This window comes from Streptomyces sp. XH2 (assembly GCF_049725035.1).
In the GTDB taxonomy this organism is placed as follows: domain Bacteria; phylum Actinomycetota; class Actinomycetes; order Streptomycetales; family Streptomycetaceae; genus Streptomyces; species Streptomyces roseoverticillatus.
On record NZ_JBMMMZ010000024.1, the window covers coordinates 42,756 to 57,780 of the forward strand.

The following is a 15,025-nucleotide window of genomic DNA, read 5'->3' on the forward strand; positions in this document are numbered from 1 at the left end:
CACAGCCGCCTGACGAGCCCGCCCCGGATGCCATTGCCCGGAGCCCGCCCCGGGTGCACCCTGATGTCCCATGAAGACCGGTACGCTGACCACGCCCGATGCCGAGATCTACTACGAGGTCCGCGGATCGGGCCCGCCCCTTCTGCTCGTCAACGGCGGTGACGGCGACGCCGCGATGTACGGGCCCCTGGCCGGCCGGCTCGCAGAAGACTTCACCGTCATCACGTACGACCTGCGGGGCAACTCCCGCAGCCGCCTGACGAGCCCGCCCCGGGAGCAGCGGATCGAGGAGCACGGCCAGGACGCCCGCCTACTGCTGGACACGGTCGCCGGCGGCGAGCCGGCGTACGTCTTCGGCACGAGCTACGGCGGAATGATCGGCATGGCCCTCCTGGCGCGGCACCCCGGCCGCGTACGGGCCCTGGTGGCGCACGAGCCGTTCGTGATCGACCTGCTGCCGGACGCCGACCGCTGGCACGCCCTGTTCCAGGAGGTGTACGAGCTCTACGAGCACGAGGGCCTCGACGCGGCGATGCGGCGGTTCAGCGGGGCGATCGGCCTGGAAGGGCCCCCGGAAACGACCGAGGGCCTGCCGGCACCGATTCAGGAGATGCTGGCGCGCGTCCGGGTCAACATGGGGACGTGTCTGGCCTACGAGTTGCGCTCGTTCGTCCGCTTCCGGCCGGATGCCGATGCCCTGCGTGCGGCGCGGTTCACCGTGGTGCTCGGCGGCGAGGGCCCGGAGACGCTCGTGCTCCGCACGACGCGGACCCTGGCGGAGCACGTGGGCACCGGCGTCACGGAGTTCCCGGGCGGGCACGTGGGTTACCTGACGCACCCGGCCCCCTTCGCGGAGGCGCTGCGCGGGGCCTTCGAGAACTGAGCTCAGGCGCTGGACGGCCGGTCAGAAAGGCCTGGCGGAAAAGCCCGGCCGACCCGACCGGAGGGAAACGGAAAGGCCGCGCTCAGCCGGTCGGCCGAGCGCGGCCCGGAGCCCGTTCGCTCAGGAAGCCGGAACCGGGTCCGACAGCTGCTCGCTGATGAACTGGATCGGTCCCTCACCCATGCTCGGGACGTACGTGTAGGCGTCGTGCTTGCCGCCCGGGATCTCCTTGACCATGGTGTGCACGGGCCCCTGCCCGTACTCCTTCACGAAGTTCTTGACCCCGTTGATGGTGATGGGATCCTCCTTCGTGCCGTACTGGAAGGCGATGTAGACCTCGGGGCCCTTGCGGGCGATCAGGTCCTTCGCCAGCAGCTTGGGGTCGTTCTCGTCCCGCTCCTTGGGATGGCCCTTCCACAGCGGGGAGTCGGGGTAGAAGTCCGGGCCGGAGGCGATCGCGGCCTTGAACTTGTCCGGGTGCTTGAGCACGGCCTTCATGCCGGCGAAACCGCCGGAGGAGGAACCCATGAAGGCCCAGCCGTCGCGCGACTTGATGGTGCGGAAGTTGGCCTTCATCAGGTCCGGGACGTCCTCGGTCAGCCAGGTGCCCATCTTCGGCTGGCCCGGGATGTCGCTGCCGTCCCAGTACGTACCGTTGTTCTTGGGGTTGAGGACCGGCATGGCCAGGAGGAACGGCTTGCTCTTGCCCGCGGCGTACCACTTGGAGATGGACGACTGGAGCTTGAGGTTGGTGCCCATCCAGTAGTTGTCCGGGAAGCCGGGGCCGCCGGGCAGCGCGATCAGGACCGGGAAACCGTGGTCCTTGAACTTCGCGTCCTTGTACTCCTTGGGCGCCCAGACCCACACCTTGCCCGTGAAACCGGACTTCTTGCCCTCCAGGGTGGTGACGGCGATGTGCGTGCCGTCGCCGAGGGTGTCGGCGTTCTTGAACTCGGCGGCGGGGCCGGTCGGCATCAGGACCTTGGAATCCGGGGCCGCGGGGGCGCCGTTGGGCCCGCCGGCCTGGCCGCCGCTCCCGGCCGCCTGGTCCTGGCCGAAGCTCACCGGTGCCCCCTTGTCGGAGAAGGGGCCTATCTTCAAGTAGTCGAGCACGCCGGCGGTTATCAGACCGAGCACGGCTATGGATGCCACCACGATGGTCCATCGTTTGGCAAGGCGTGCGCGATGGTATCCCTGGGACTGGTAGGTCCCCCCGCTCACTTGCGTCATCACGTCGCTCCGGACACTCCTGCTGCTGCCCCGAAGGACATGATCGTCTGTTTCCGCCATGGTGGAGTGCCGAAGCCCTCCCCCGGTTCCACGCTCCGGCTATGATCTGCGCCGCTCGCGCGGCACGGCCTTCGCGGCGGACCTCACGGCCACATTACGTGCGCCGCTCCACCGGTCACGCACCCGGGCCGCCCGTACTGTACTTCTGAGTAGCCGTACTCAGGCGCCTCCCGGGCCGGCCGCCATGCTTGCCCCATGGATCTTGCGAGCAGCCGGTGGCCACGGGTGGCCCTCGGCCTGTCGGGGATGTGGGCCGCCGGGGCGGTGATGGTGCCCAAAGGCTGGAGCTACGGCGTCGTCTCGGCGTGGGCGACGGGCCGGGCCGCTGCGGGCGCGGCCCTCGCCGTCGTCGCCGTGGTGATGGTGCTGCTGCTGTTCGCCGTGGCACGGTGATCCACGACGTGGTGCCCGCGTGCCGCACCGTCCGCCGGCGGCCGGCCTGGCCGGTCGCCGTGTTCGCGGGCGGGAGCACCGCGATCGCGATCGGGTTCGCGGCCCGGCAGGCCGGCCGCCTCGGCCTCGGCGACGACTCCGTTCGCTTCCTCTGCTGCGGGGTGCCGTACCCGCTCGCCGCGGCGTTGTCCGTGCCCGGCCGGGTCCGTGCCGTCGCGGGCACGGCGATCGCCGGGACCGTCGGCGCTCTGGTGCGGGCCGGATTCCGGGCGGACCGGGCACAGGAGCCCGCGTCCCTGCTGGGGGCTCCCCGCTCTCCCGCGGGCCGGCTCTGCGGCGCGAGGGGGTCGCCCTCGCGGTCACCGCGTACCACCGGGTCGGGGTCTCCGAACTGCGCCGCATGCTGGAGAACGCGCACCGTGCCGGCGACGGCGATCTGCTGCGCGCGCTGCGCTTCGTGCCGTAGCGGGCCGGGGCGGGCCGAGGGGAACGGTCGTGTCAGCAGTGGTCCAGCGTCCGGGCGAGCACATCGCCCTCGGCCCGGGTGACCGTCAGGTCGTACTTGCGCTTCACCCCGGTCCACGCCTCGCCGTACGGACACGCGCCCTTCGAGGGGTTGGACGTCGCGGACACAGCGATCAGCCGCGGGGTGCCGGGCGAGATGTCGTAGGCGGACCTCTCCCGCTTCGCGACGTCCCAGGTGTCGGCCCCGGCGTCCCAGGCGGCTCTGAGCGGCACGATGTGGTCGATGTCCAGGCCTCTGGGGCTGCCGGCGAAGGCCCGGTCGTCGTACTCGCTCCTCCGGTGAGCTCTCGCCCTGCGGGGGTCGACAACGACGCCAGGGCAGGGCCGGAGGTGTGTCGCACCATGGGCCGAGCCATCGGGCGGGCGGCCGTACGGGCTGTCAGTCAGAGCCTCTAGGGTGATCGCGCGGCAGCACCCGCCGCATCACACGAACAACCGGAGGATCCGTGCGACGCATATCCCTCGCACTCACCACCGCCGCCCTCATCGGCACCACCGCCGCCCTGGCCGCCCCGGCCCAGGCCGCGCCCGCGACCACCGTGACCGCCGCGACCACCGTGTCCGCCAAGGCGTGCCACGAGGACAACGCCATGATCTACAGCGACGGCACCCGGCTGCGCACCAAGGCCGGCACCTCGGGCGCGGTCGTGGGCCAGCTGTACTTCGGCGACCCCATCCGCATCCTGCGTTCGTCGGGCGGCTGGGACAACGTCCAGCTCAAGTCCAAGAGCAAGGGCGGCCTGGCCAAGGGCACGCGCGGCTGGGTGTCCCACAAGAACATCATCCCGCCGTTCTGCGGCAAGTGACGACCCGCAAGCCCGTTCTGTGCGAGGGGCCCGACCCGGTAGCGGAAGCTGCCGGCTGAACCGGGCCCGTGCGTGACATCGGTCCTCAAGACCCGGTGGCGGTCTTGGGGACCGGCGTGTTTCCCGGGCCTTCCGTCAGCCCGTCCGTCACCGTACGTCCGTCACCGCAGGTCCTTGCTGCGTACGTAGCGCAGACCGCAGCCGTCCTCGTACGGGTCGCCTTCCGAGCCGAGCCAGCCGAGCACGCTCCACACCGGCTGCATCGGCAGCCAGGTCAGGCCCAGGAGCCAGCGCCGCACGGCCTGCCAGAAGCGCGGCCGCCCGCCGTCGGCCTCCCGCACCACGCGCGTGAAGAGCAGGAACTTGCCCACCGTCGTCCGGAACACCACGGCCCCCAGGACGTGGTGGACGAAGGACACCCCGAACAGGCACGCGGCGGCGACGGCCCAGAACGTGCCGACGCTCTTGTCGTCCGCGATCCGCAGGGCGAGGGCGAAACCGGCCACGACCGTGATGGTCCCGTCGATCCCGGCGAAGAGTATCCGGCGTTCGTCACCGACCGCCTCGGGGACGGCGGGGCGCTGCGGGTACGGATGCGGCTGGGGCTGGGGCTGGGGCTGGGGCTGCGCGTAGGGATGCGGATGCGGATAGGGGTGCGGGTGCGGATTCGCATGCGCATACGGCTGCTGCGGGGGCTGAGGGCCCGGGTAAGGCTGAGGAGGATACGGCTGCTGGGGCTGCGGAGCGTAGGGCTGGTTCACGGGGGCTCATCCTGCCTTACGACTGTCACAGCTCATTCTCAGGTTGATCGCCGAGCGGCATCGAACAGGCTGCCGATCGAGGCGATTGGCGGTGGGGGCTCCCCCTGGTGTAGAACACTCCGCGATCAATCATGATCACGACAAGTTCTTCACATTCTTCACACGGGGGAAGACTCATGCGATCTGTTCGGCATGCCATCGGTGCGCTCGCGCTCGTGACCGCGCTCGGCGGCGGTCTCACGGCTTGCGGTCCCGAAGAGGACACCGCGAAGGGCGACTCGGGCGGCTCCTCCGCCGCGGCGAAGCCGTCGCAGGCGGCCAAGGGCGACGGCAAGAGCGACGACAAGGACGGTGCTCACGGCGGCGAGGGCGACTGCGGGAAGCCGCCGAAGCTGCCCGCGGGCGTCAAGATGATCCAGGTGGGCCTGCACCGCGACGTCAGCGTCATCGAGGCCATGGACGCCAAGCCCAAGTGCACGCCCAACGACTGGATCTACCACGGCGAGGGCGAGCCCAAGGGCTACAAGCTCCCGGCGGACCTCAAGGCCGAGCTGGCCACGGGCTCCGGCCAGTACAAGAAGGTGAGCCGCGACGAGTTGTCGATGCACCTCGACGCCTGCCTGGTCAACGACTACAGCCGCGTCAAGGCGCCCTTCTCCTGCTACGGCAACATCTACGAGATCACGCTCAACGACAAGGGCGACACGGTCAAGACGATGCGCGAGCGCTGGTCCGTCTGACGGACCGCGGTGGTACCGGGTACCGTCCCGGCCCGGTACCGCGGGCCTGCACACCGTAGCGCCGTAGGTCCGCGCCCGTAGTGCCGGCATGTCACTCCGACCGCGTGACGGTGCGCCCCCAGGCGAGCTGTCAGTCGGTTGCCCTGCGGATCCTCGGGCGGCGGAGCGGTCCGCGTGGACGCTGCGGGACAGTGAGACCTGGCGCATGGTGACACCGGTGGGGGACCGGCCCCGGCGTCAGGAGTGGAAGCTCCACCTGTCGGAGACCGTCGGCTCCGCCCATCAGGTCCTGCACGGAGCCGCGGGGGTCCTGGTGGCGCACGGGTGCGCGTTCAAGTTCGCGGTGTCGCCCCGCGTCACCGCCGGTCTCACGTCGGTCCGGGCCCCGCGGGAGCACTCCGGCAAGTTCCTCACCGCGTACCCCGCCGACGACGCCGGTTGCGCGCGCTCGCGGAAGAGCTGCACCGGACCACGCTCGGGCTGCCCGGGCCGGCGATCCTGTCGGACCCTTCGACCAGCCCGTACGCGCCGGCCGGCGCCGGGGCGGACGCGGCCCGGCGCTCATCGCCGGGCGCTACCTCGTCCGGGAAGCCGTCCCCCACTCCAACCGCGGCGGCGTCTACCGCGCACGCGACGAACACACCGGCGAGGACGTCCTGCTGAAGGAGGCACGCGCGCACGTCGGCGCACAGCCCGGCAAGACCGATGCCCGGGAATGGCTCCGCTACGAGGCCGATGTGCTCGCCCGTCTCGCGCCGCGGGGCATCACTCCCGCTCCGCGCGAGGTCTTCGAGGCCGGCGGGCGCGTCTTCCTCGCCGAGGACCTGATCGACGGCGAGAACCTGCACCGCTGGCCGGCGGAGGAGGCAGCGCGCAACGGAGGCCTGCCGCCGGTCCCGGCGGCGTGGCGCCTCGCCCGCGAACTCACCCACCTGATCGGTGAGGCCGCACGCGGCCGGCTTCGTCCTGCGCGACCTCAAGCCGACCAACATCGTGATGAGACTCGCCGACTCGGCCTGCTACGGATTTGCGCACGGCGTGGCGGGCCTCGTCGTGTTCCCGCGCGGCCGGCACCGGCCGGACCGGGGCCGGCCGCGCGGGGCTTACGCTCTTGAGCCGCCGATATGATCTTCCCGACCCGTGTGACACCGCCGTACGCGCGCCCGCCGAACCCGTGCCCCGGCCGGGCCGGGCCGGAAAGGGGAGCCCCATGTCTCCGGAGGAGATCGTCGACGGCCAGCTCGCGGCGTACAACGCGCGCGACCTCGAGGGGTTCCTCGCGTACTACGCCGAGGACGTGCCCGTCCACGCCTTCCCGTCCGGCGACGTCCTCCCCGACCGGTCGGGGCCCGCCTTCCGCGAGCGCTACGCGACCCTCTTCGCCGCCAGCCCCGGTCTGCACGCCGAACTGGTCTCGCGCGTGACGCACGGCCGCATCGTCATCGACCAGGAGCGCGTGACCGGTTTCATGGGCCACGAGACCCGTGCCGCGATGGCCGTCTACGAGGTGGGGCAGGACCACATCGAACGGGTCTGGTTCGCGGCCTGACCGACCGCCGGGACCGCTACCGGGGCGCCGGCCAGGACCGGCCCCACCGTGCCGCGTCAGCAGCGGAAACGCGCCTCGTCGCCCTCGATGTACAGGAGGAACTCGCCGACCGGCCCCGTCGGCGACACCAGGGTCAAAGCCTCCGCGATCGGGTCGTACGCGGCGTCGAACCGGTCGAAGTCGTCCGCTGCGAGGACGGCCAGCAGTTCCTCGAACCACGGCCGCACTCCTTCGAAGGCGGGCTCGGCGGCGAAGCGGCCCGCCAGCCACGGGAAGTCCCCGTCGTCCACCGTGATGGTGCCGACGAGCGTGTCGCCGCGCAGGAGCCGCCAGACGTTCTCCGCGGACGTATGGACGGAACTCACAGTGCGATCCCCCGGTATGCCAGTGCCTCGTCGACGATCTCCTCCGGGGACGCCTCCCGCCCGCGGCCGGCGTCGGCGAACAGCAGGTCACCGACCCGTGGATGCGGCACGTTCGCCTCCAGGAGCGTCAGATAGCAGTCGGCGTCCGGGCCGGCCGCCGTGATCCGGCGGACGACCTCGACGAGCTCGTCCCTCGTGACATCGGCGACACGGGGCGGGGCCGGGCGAGCGGCATCCCTCGCGAACTCCTCGCGGCTCCTGCTGCCGTGGTACGTGGCGAAGTCGAACGCCGTGCAGGCGTGCCCGGTCTTCTCGTTGAAGGCCCGTACGGCTTCGTCGGCATCGGCGGGCGACGTGGTCACCAGGTCTGCTGTCCGGTCGATTTCGCGGGCCGTCTCGTCCAGCCGCTGCCGGCTCACCGGCGGTGGCACGAGCTCCGGTCTCAGGTCCATGGTTTGTCCTCAGGGTGGGTACGTCCTCGATCGCGGCCCGGGGCTCCTCGTCCTGGAGGACGGCCGGGCAGCCGGGCAGCGCCGACGAACGCCGGCCGGACGCCTCAGCCGCTTGCAGGGCGGCACGGATGGCCGGGGTGACGGCCCCGGTCCCGGCCCGTTCCGGCGATCATCCTGCCACCGGCGGTCCGGGCGCCGCGGAGTGGCCCACGAAACGGCCCGCCGAGTGGACCACTTCCCCGGGCGCTTCCGCCTCTACGGTCGGGTGTATGACAACGATCTCCGGCGATGCCGCCGCCTTCCGTTCCCTGCACCACGGCCGGACCGCGTCCGGCCCCCTCGTCCTGCCCGGCCCTTGGGACGCCGCCAGTGCCCGTGCCTTCGCGGACGCCGGTTTCCGGGCTCTGGCAACGCCCAGCGCGGGCGTCTCGGCCGTGCTCGGGTACGCCGACGGGAGTGCGCCCGCGGACGAGATGTTCGCCGCGGTGGCCCGGATCGTCCGGGCCGTCGCCGCGGACGGCGTGATGGTCACCGCCGACCTGGAGGACGGCTACGGGCTGCCGCCCGCCGAATTCGTCGAGCGGCTGCTGGAGACGGGGGCCGTCGGCTGCAATCTGGAGGACAGCGATCGCGTCACGGGGCGCCTGAAGGATGCTGCCGAGCACGCCGACCGGCTGTCCCGCATCCGGGCCGAGGCCGGCGACCGGCTCGTGATCAACGCCCGCACCGACACCTTCCTCAGGGGCGACCGGACGGCACCGGACGCCGGCCCCGCCATTGCCCGTTGTCAGCTCTACGCCCGGGCGGGCGCCGACTGCGCGTTCCCGATCCTCGCCCCGGCAGAGCTCCTCCCGGAGATCACCCGCGCCGTTCCCGTGCCGGTCAACGCCATCGCCCTGCCGAACGGGCCCTCGCCCCGTGAGCTGGGCGAACTGGGCGTAGCCCGCGTCACTTTCGGCGGCGGTCTCCACCGGCGCACGATGGCCGTAGTGGCGGACATGGCAGCGTCGCTGTGGGAGCAGGGGGAAGCCGAAACCGCTTGACGGACTCCGCCCGCGTCAACCGGCCCCGCACGCCGAGGTCCACCGGGCCAGCGCCCGACCGCGTTCGGTGCGCAGGGCCCGGGGGTGAGTGGCCCCGGTGGCCCAGGCGACGTGGCCGTCGGGGCGCACGAGCACTTCGGTCACCGCGGCGAGGGACGGGTGCTCCTCACCCGACGCGGCGTGGACGGCGTGCACAGTGCGGACGTGTGCCGCACTGTGCCTGTCGTCGGCCGGCCCGCTGCCGCCGCCCAGGTGCAGCAGGACGAAACGACCGTCGTGCAGATGCTCGTAGAGCCGCGTCGTGGTTCCTCCGGCTGCGGTCAGGGGGATGTCGGGCATCCGCCGGCCGGTGAGCGGGTGGGCGCCGGGGCCGGCGGGCGGGTAGGCCGTGTCGAGGGCGGAGAGGCGGCCGGCCAGGTGGCGGTTGACCTCGGGGAGGCCGATGAGGGTGTCGAGGAGCTCGCACAGGAGCCCCGCGGCGGCGCCGTAGGGGGCGGTCAGCGGGAGTTCGACGAGGAGGGTCTGGGCCCGGGTGAGTCCGGTGAGTTCCCGGCCGGTCCGGTGGCGTTCGTCGTGGTACGTGTCGAGCAGACCGGCCGGTGCCCGGCCGCGGAGGGTGGCGGCGAGTTTCCAGCCGAGGTTCATGGCGTCCTGCAGGCCGGTGTTGAGCCCCTGGGCGCCGACGGGGAAGTGGACGTGCGCGGCGTCGCCGGCGAGCAGGATCCGGTCCCGCCGGTAGGTCTCGGCGAGGCGGGTGGTGTTGCCGAAGCGCGACAGCCACCGGGGCCGGTCGACACCGCAGTCCGTGCCGCACACCTGCCGCAGGGACGTGCGGAACTCCTCCAGGGTGACCGGTTCGGTGGAGGGCACCCGGATGCGCGCCGGGTCCATGACCACGAACCGGGTCAGCCCGGCCTCCAGCCGGGCCACGAGCACGCCGTGCCGCCGGGCCCGGTCGTTGCCGGCGTGGTCGGCGACCGCGAAGTCCCCGACGATCGCCGTCATCGTCTCGGGGGTGCCGGGGAAGCCGATGCCGGCCGCCTGCCGGACGAAGCTGCGCCCTCCGTCGCACCCGGCCACGTAGGCGGCCCGCACCGTGACCCGCCCGCCGGGTCCGGCGATGTCCACCTCTGCTCCCCCGGGGTGCTGCCGCAGGGCGACCGCCTCGCACCCGCGGTGGACGGGCACGCCCAGTTCCCGCGCCCGCTCCGCGAGCAGGGCTTCGGTGCGGGACTGGGCCAGCAGGAGGGCGTACGGATGCCGCGTGTCGAGGACGGTGAAGTCGAGCGGTCGCTTGAGGCTCGCGGTGAACTGCCAGCCGGGCACCGTACGGCCCGCGGCGAGGAACCGGCCTGCCAGGCCGCGCATGTCCATCAGCTCGATGCTGCGCGGGTGGAGATTCAGGGCACGCGACTCCCGGTGCGCCTGGGCGCGCTTGTCCACCACCAGCGTCCGCACCCCGGCCAGGGCCAGCTCGCAGGCCAGCAGCAGCCCGGCCGGGCCGGCGCCCACGACAAGCACTTCGGTGGTCACATCCGCGCTCAGGGACGTCACGCGTCCACCCTTGGCGCGGGCGGTCCGCTCCGTCAACCCCACCGCCCGTCAACCCCACCGCCCGTCAGCCCCCGCCGCACCCGGCACCGCCCGCCGCCGGGGCCGCCGTTGACCGTGGCTGCCATTGGCCGGGCGGCGCGCTTGGCAACGGCACGCTCTCGTACTGGACTCGTACGGGTAGGGCGTCCCCGGGCCCGCCGGGCGCCGTGAAGGGAGTCCGTACCCGTGATCCACATGACCGAGACCCTGGCCGTCCAGACCGTGGAGGGGTTTCTCACCACCGACGAGACCGACGGCCTCACCAAGGTCCTGGACGAGTACCTCGCCACCAGCGGGTGGGTCCCCACGCGCCCCAGCGAGGGAACGACCCCGCCCCGGGAGGCGCAGGCCATCCTGGACGGCGCCCTGCAACGGTCCCTGCCCGCGCTCCGCCGGGCCTTCCCCTCCGCCACCGACGCCGACCCGTGGCTCTACCACGACCTCAAGCCCGGCGACACCATCCGCCCGCACGTCCACGGCGTGGGTGACCCGGGTGCCCGGCCGCAGCGGATCGCCCGGATCGCCTTCAACCTGGAGGACGCCGAAGAGGGCGGGGAGTTCTATCTCGACACGTGTTCCGCGGACGCCCTCTGGAGCGAGGCCGCCGTGCCTCCCGGGAGCGCCTACGGACCGGGCACGCGGTTCGTCCACGAGATCACGGCCCGCCGCGGCCCCGTGCGCCTCGCCGACGTCCCCCACACGCGCTGGACCTGCAGCCCGCCGCCGGGGACCACCGTCGTCTACGGCACCCAGCTCGTCCACGGCGTCCTGCCCGTGGTCAGGGGCAGGGTGCGCAAGCTCATCACGAACCTTCTCGCCCGGTCATGAGGCCGGGCCTGGCATGAGGCCGGGCGTGAGCGGGCCTGCCTCGCGCAGTCCCCGCGCCCCGCGCGCGAGCTGACCGGCCGCCTCCCGCGGGCTGTTCAGCAGCGTCCCCGGGGGCAGCTCCCCCAACCAGGCGAGCGCGACCTCCTCCCGGCCCTCCGGCACGGTGAGCACGGGCCGGCTGTACCCGCCGACGAGGGGGCCGGGGTTGACCGGGGAACCCGGGAAGAGCATGAGTCCGGTGCCTTCGGGCGGGGGCGGCAGTGGCGTCCCGGAGGGCACCGGCAGTTCGAGGGCGGCCCGGCACGGCGGGGGCGGCCCGCCGAGGAGGCCGTCGGCCGGGGCGGCGAGGGCGGACCGGGCGTGGGCCACGTGCGGGTCTGCGCCGGTGGCGGCCCAGCTCATGTTGGAGACGCCGCCGAGCCGCCCGTTCAGCTCGATCAGCGCCGGCCTGCCCCCGTCGGTGACGGCGAAGTCCATCTGCCACGGGCCGTGCGGCCGGAACGCGTCGTTCATGTCCCGTACGACAGCGGCCAGTTCCGCCCGTGCATGCGCGGGCAGCGCCACGGGGGCGACCCTCACCCGGCGGCCCGGGGCGCACTCCCCGTCGAGCCGGCCCAGGGACGCCACCGGCCACGCCACCGTCGACGACCCGTCGGACAGGAACTCGGCCCCGTACTCCTCCCCCGCCAGCACCTCCTGGACCAGCACCGGGTAGGCGACCTCGGCGCAGGCACGGTCGAGCTGTCCGTGATCACGCACGTAGTGGCGCCCGGCGTGGAACTCGCTGCGGGCCTCCTTGATCATCACGGGCGGACCGAGCTCCCGCGCGGCCGTCCGGACGGCCGGCGCCGCGCCGCACACCAGGCCCCTGGGCACGGGCCAGCCCCGTGCTCGCGCGGTCCTGTGGAGCGCCACCTTGTCGCTGACCAGCTCCGCGAAACCGTCCGGGTGGACGGGCATGCGCCGGCCGGCGGCCCGCCACCGGGAGGCGGTGCGGGCGTAGAGCGGCAGGAGCTGCTCCTGCCCGGGGCAGCCCATGTTGGGGACGGCGACGTCCGCGCGCCAGTGCGCGAGCAGACGCAGCACGTCCTCCTCGCTCAGGGCGGCGGGCAGTTCGCCGCAGACGACGTCCGCCCCGAGCGAGGCCGCCAGGAAGGGGGCGATGCGCGGCGAGAAGCCCAGCACCACGGCCTCGGCACCCGCACGCAGGAGCGGCGGCAGCAGCCGGTCCGCACGGAACTCGCCCAGGACGAGCACGCGCATCATCCACACCGCCCTCGCGAGGCCATGGCCACGCCCGTTGCCGGACTCAGTGCCCGCCGGGGGTCCGTTCCAGGACGAAGACCGGGATCACACGGTCCGTCTTCTCCTGGTAGTCGGCATAGTCCGGGAACGCCTGGACGGCGCGCTTCCACCAGACTTCCTTCTCCTCCCCGGTGACCTCCCGGGCCGTCATGTCCCAGACCTCCGTCCCGTCCCGGAGCTCCACGCGCGGGTCGGCGACGAGGTTGTTGTACCAGACCGGGTTCTTGGGGGCGCCGCCCAGAGAGGCGACCACGGCGTACGCGCCCTCGTGCTCCACCCGCATGACCGGGGACTTGCGGAGCTTCCCGCTCTTCACGCCCCGGCTGGTGAGGAGGACGACGGGCAGTCCGCGCAGCGTCGTCCCCTCGGTGCCGCCCGAACCCTCGTACTTCTCCACCTGCTCCCGCACCCACGCCGTGGGGCTCGGCTCGTACTCGCCGTCAAGAGGCATGGCGTCTCTCCCGTCGTCAGAAACACGTGTCAGGAACACAACTGCACACAGTGCCCGGTGCATTCCCTCGGCACCACGCCGGAACCATGGCGATCCCGTGGACGGCCGCCGGGCCCGTTGTCAGTGGCATCGGCCATCATCGGGGCATGCACAAGACCGACGGGAACGGCGCCCGGATCGCCCAGGAACGGATCGCCCGGGAGTGGACCGCCCGGGAGTGGAAATCCTTCACCATCACCGCCGCGCTGCAGGGCTTCGTCGACGGCTGGGGCGTCTGGTACGACGACGCGCTCGTCTCCATCGAGCGCACCGGCCGGTTCATCGCCGGGACGTGGACGCCTGAGCCCGGGGAGGACGGGCCGAAGCCGGGCGGGGACGGCACCTGGACGCGGTTCGTCGGCCGCATCGGGGCGGTGGCGCTGCGCGCGGCCGCCCCGTCCACCCGCCCTGACCGCCGCGAAGTGCTGCTGAACTTCCTGGAGTCCTGGGCGGAGAGCCCGTTCGCGGATCCGTCCTACCGCTTCCGGACCGGCCGGCTCGCCGCCGGGGGCCCCTTCGGCGTCCGCGACGCGCAGGGCGCCGCCGTCGCCACGTACTGGCCGGTCAAGGGGGAGCGGAGGCTGCTGGAAGCGCGGACCGGCGACGACGCCCCGGGCCTCCCGGGCGAGCTGCTGTACGCCGAGGACGCCCACCGCGGCTGGGGCACGCCCGAACAGCTGCGCCGGCTGGTGGCGCTGGTCCGTGAGCGCGGGCCGATGCCCTGGGACCCGGCCGCCGTCGTCGAGCTGAGCGACGCCTGCGGCATCAGCCGGCCCGCGGCCGCCCTCACCCTGGCCGGCAACCCCGGGGCCAACGGCTACTACGTGCCTTTCCTCGCCAAGGACGAGCGTGCCGCCCTCGGCCTCAAGGCCGCCGAGGCGGAGAGCGCGCGCAGCGAGCTGGGGCGGCTCCGGGACACGCACCGCATAGCCCTGCTCGCGGACGTCCTGCCCGAGGACCCGGCGGAGCTGTGGGAGCCCGGCGGGCTGCGCCGGGTCGCGGCGCGCACCGCCGAGGCGTGGCGCGAGCAGCAGGGTGTACGGCCCCGGCCGCCGGAGGAGACCTGGCAGGCCGCGCTGGCGCTGGAGACCCGCATGACGGCGACCGACCTGTGCCACCTCTTCCTCGACCCGGCGCGGATGCCGCTGCCGCCCGGCTTCTACCTGCGCCTGTGGCCCTGCCCGCCGGAGTACCAGGACCTGCGGACGGTGTGGGACGTCATGGGCTTCCCGGACGCCGACGAGGTGGTCGACGCCGTGTTCACGGGCCTGCCCTGGGCGTACGCCGACCTGCCCGCCGGGGACCCGGTCCGCGACGGCGCGCCGGAGGTCGTCCGGGTCATGCGCAAGGTGCTGGCGCGCAAGGACTCCCCGGCCAAGGTGCTGTATTCGGGCATCATCCGCGGAAGCGGCGGTTCCGCGCGCTGGGACTGGCTGACCGGCGGCGCCTGCGACCGCATGATGGGCCGGATCGAGGCCGGCGACCTGCCTCCGGGAGGGTACGAGCCGGACCCGCGGGCCAGTGCGCCCGCCCTGGTGGCCGAGGTGGCGGACCGGCTGGGGCTGACCGAGGACGCGGCGGCGCTCTACCTCCAGCTCCTGACGCTCGCCGTGCCGTCCGACCGGAACGTCCGCCGGTGGAACGGCTGGGCTCCGGCCCGGCACCGGAAGGCCGTCGGCGAGCTCATCGGGCGCGGCCTGGTGGTGGAGGACAAGCGGGCGCGCGCCGGGCGGAGCGTCTTCCTCCCCGGCCCGTGGGCGCACGCCGCGAAGCCGCTGCCGCCCATGGAGTGCTGGAAGGCGCCGCTGCTGGGAGCCGTGCTGTCCGGCGGTGACGGCGTGCAGGCGCAGGCACAGGTGACGGCGCTGCCACCGCTGCCGGGCACCCTGCCGGAGCTGTTCGCCGCCGCCTGGCAGCGGCTCCGCAACGGCGACGGCCCGTCAGCGGAGGCGATCTGACGGGCGCCGGAGCCGGGGGTTCGGGCGGCGGTGTTCATCGCCCT

Annotated in this window: 17 protein-coding genes; 8 read left to right on the plus strand and 9 right to left on the minus strand. The window is 73.1% G+C overall.

Annotation, left to right across the window (positions count from 1 at the left end; genetic code table 11):
• Positions 1-70: 70 nt before the first annotated feature.
• Positions 71-883, plus strand: a complete 813-nt coding sequence (locus ACOTKD_RS35980; protein WP_424893204.1) for an alpha/beta fold hydrolase — start codon at positions 71-73, stop codon at positions 881-883.
• A 120-nt stretch (positions 884-1,003) separates the two neighbouring features.
• Here the strand turns inward: ACOTKD_RS35980 and ACOTKD_RS35985 are convergent, their stop codons facing one another.
• Positions 1,004-2,038 carry an alpha/beta hydrolase gene (locus tag ACOTKD_RS35985; RefSeq protein WP_424893205.1) on the minus strand — a complete coding sequence of 345 codons (1,035 nt, stop codon included), beginning with the start codon at positions 2,036-2,038 and terminating at the stop codon, positions 1,004-1,006.
• A gap of 330 nt (positions 2,039-2,368) precedes the next feature.
• Between ACOTKD_RS35985 and ACOTKD_RS35990 the strand changes: the two genes are divergently transcribed.
• Entirely contained in the window at positions 2,369-2,566 is a 198-nt protein-coding gene (locus ACOTKD_RS35990) for a hypothetical protein (protein WP_424893206.1), read from the plus strand.
• Positions 2,567-3,064: 498 nt separating this feature from the next.
• Here the strand turns inward: ACOTKD_RS35990 and ACOTKD_RS35995 are convergent, their stop codons facing one another.
• A complete protein-coding gene (locus ACOTKD_RS35995) occupies positions 3,065-3,304 on the minus strand; it encodes a hypothetical protein (RefSeq protein WP_424893207.1) in 240 nt (79 codons plus the stop codon).
• Positions 3,305-3,537: 233 nt separating this feature from the next.
• On the opposite strand from ACOTKD_RS35995, the gene ACOTKD_RS36000 reads away from it, so the two are divergent.
• Positions 3,538-3,897 (plus strand): SH3 domain-containing protein, encoded by a 360-nt coding sequence (locus ACOTKD_RS36000; RefSeq protein ID WP_424893208.1) that lies wholly within the window; start codon positions 3,538-3,540, stop codon positions 3,895-3,897.
• Between the two features lie 161 nt (positions 3,898-4,058).
• Here ACOTKD_RS36000 and ACOTKD_RS36005 read toward each other — a convergent pair whose 3' ends face one another.
• Positions 4,059-4,658, minus strand: coding sequence for an RDD family protein (locus tag ACOTKD_RS36005; protein WP_424893209.1), 600 nt, complete (start codon positions 4,656-4,658; stop codon positions 4,059-4,061).
• A 176-nt stretch (positions 4,659-4,834) separates the two neighbouring features.
• Between ACOTKD_RS36005 and ACOTKD_RS36010 the strand changes: the two genes are divergently transcribed.
• The gene (locus ACOTKD_RS36010) at positions 4,835-5,398 is read left to right on the plus strand and encodes a hypothetical protein (protein WP_424893210.1); all 564 of its coding nucleotides are present in this window, start codon (positions 4,835-4,837) and stop codon (positions 5,396-5,398) included.
• A gap of 410 nt (positions 5,399-5,808) precedes the next feature.
• On the opposite strand, the gene ACOTKD_RS36015 is transcribed toward ACOTKD_RS36010, so the two are convergent.
• The gene (locus ACOTKD_RS36015; protein ID WP_424893211.1) at positions 5,809-6,390 is read right to left on the minus strand and encodes a hypothetical protein; all 582 of its coding nucleotides are present in this window, start codon (positions 6,388-6,390) and stop codon (positions 5,809-5,811) included.
• Between the two features lie 218 nt (positions 6,391-6,608).
• Between ACOTKD_RS36015 and ACOTKD_RS36020 the strand changes: the two genes are divergently transcribed.
• Positions 6,609-6,947 (plus strand): nuclear transport factor 2 family protein, encoded by a 339-nt coding sequence (locus tag ACOTKD_RS36020; protein ID WP_424893212.1) that lies wholly within the window; start codon positions 6,609-6,611, stop codon positions 6,945-6,947.
• A 56-nt stretch (positions 6,948-7,003) separates the two neighbouring features.
• Here the strand turns inward: ACOTKD_RS36020 and ACOTKD_RS36025 are convergent, their stop codons facing one another.
• Both ACOTKD_RS36025 and ACOTKD_RS36030 read right to left on the minus strand, forming a co-directional pair.
• The gene (locus ACOTKD_RS36025) at positions 7,004-7,312 is read right to left on the minus strand and encodes a hypothetical protein (RefSeq protein ID WP_424893213.1); all 309 of its coding nucleotides are present in this window, start codon (positions 7,310-7,312) and stop codon (positions 7,004-7,006) included.
• On the minus strand, positions 7,309-7,764 hold the full coding sequence (locus tag ACOTKD_RS36030) for a hypothetical protein (RefSeq protein ID WP_424893214.1): 456 nt from the start codon (positions 7,762-7,764) through the stop codon (positions 7,309-7,311). The genes ACOTKD_RS36025 and ACOTKD_RS36030 overlap by 4 nt, the downstream gene beginning before the upstream one ends.
• Positions 7,765-8,033: 269 nt before the next feature.
• On the opposite strand from ACOTKD_RS36030, the gene ACOTKD_RS36035 reads away from it, so the two are divergent.
• Positions 8,034-8,807: an isocitrate lyase/PEP mutase family protein gene (locus ACOTKD_RS36035; protein ID WP_424893215.1), complete on the plus strand. Its 774-nt coding sequence runs from the start codon at positions 8,034-8,036 to the stop codon at positions 8,805-8,807.
• Between the two features lie 15 nt (positions 8,808-8,822).
• Here ACOTKD_RS36035 and ACOTKD_RS36040 read toward each other — a convergent pair whose 3' ends face one another.
• Positions 8,823-10,340, minus strand: coding sequence for an FAD-dependent monooxygenase (locus ACOTKD_RS36040; RefSeq protein WP_424893233.1), 1,518 nt, complete (start codon positions 10,338-10,340; stop codon positions 8,823-8,825).
• Positions 10,341-10,586: 246 nt separating this feature from the next.
• On the opposite strand from ACOTKD_RS36040, the gene ACOTKD_RS36045 reads away from it, so the two are divergent.
• Positions 10,587-11,228 (plus strand): hypothetical protein, encoded by a 642-nt coding sequence (locus ACOTKD_RS36045; RefSeq protein WP_424893216.1) that lies wholly within the window; start codon positions 10,587-10,589, stop codon positions 11,226-11,228.
• Here the strand turns inward: ACOTKD_RS36045 and ACOTKD_RS36050 are convergent.
• The gene (locus ACOTKD_RS36050; protein ID WP_424893217.1) at positions 11,223-12,494 is read right to left on the minus strand and encodes an ATP-grasp domain-containing protein; all 1,272 of its coding nucleotides are present in this window, start codon (positions 12,492-12,494) and stop codon (positions 11,223-11,225) included. The genes ACOTKD_RS36045 and ACOTKD_RS36050 overlap by 6 nt on opposite strands.
• Before the next feature lie 43 nt (positions 12,495-12,537).
• On the minus strand, positions 12,538-12,984 hold the full coding sequence (locus ACOTKD_RS36055) for a nitroreductase family deazaflavin-dependent oxidoreductase (protein ID WP_424893218.1): 447 nt from the start codon (positions 12,982-12,984) through the stop codon (positions 12,538-12,540).
• A gap of 146 nt (positions 12,985-13,130) precedes the next feature.
• Here ACOTKD_RS36055 and ACOTKD_RS36060 point away from each other — a divergent pair, with 146 nt between their 5' ends.
• Positions 13,131-14,981, plus strand: a complete 1,851-nt coding sequence (locus tag ACOTKD_RS36060) for a hypothetical protein (RefSeq protein ID WP_424893219.1) — start codon at positions 13,131-13,133, stop codon at positions 14,979-14,981.
• The last annotated feature ends 44 nt before the right edge of the window (positions 14,982-15,025 follow it).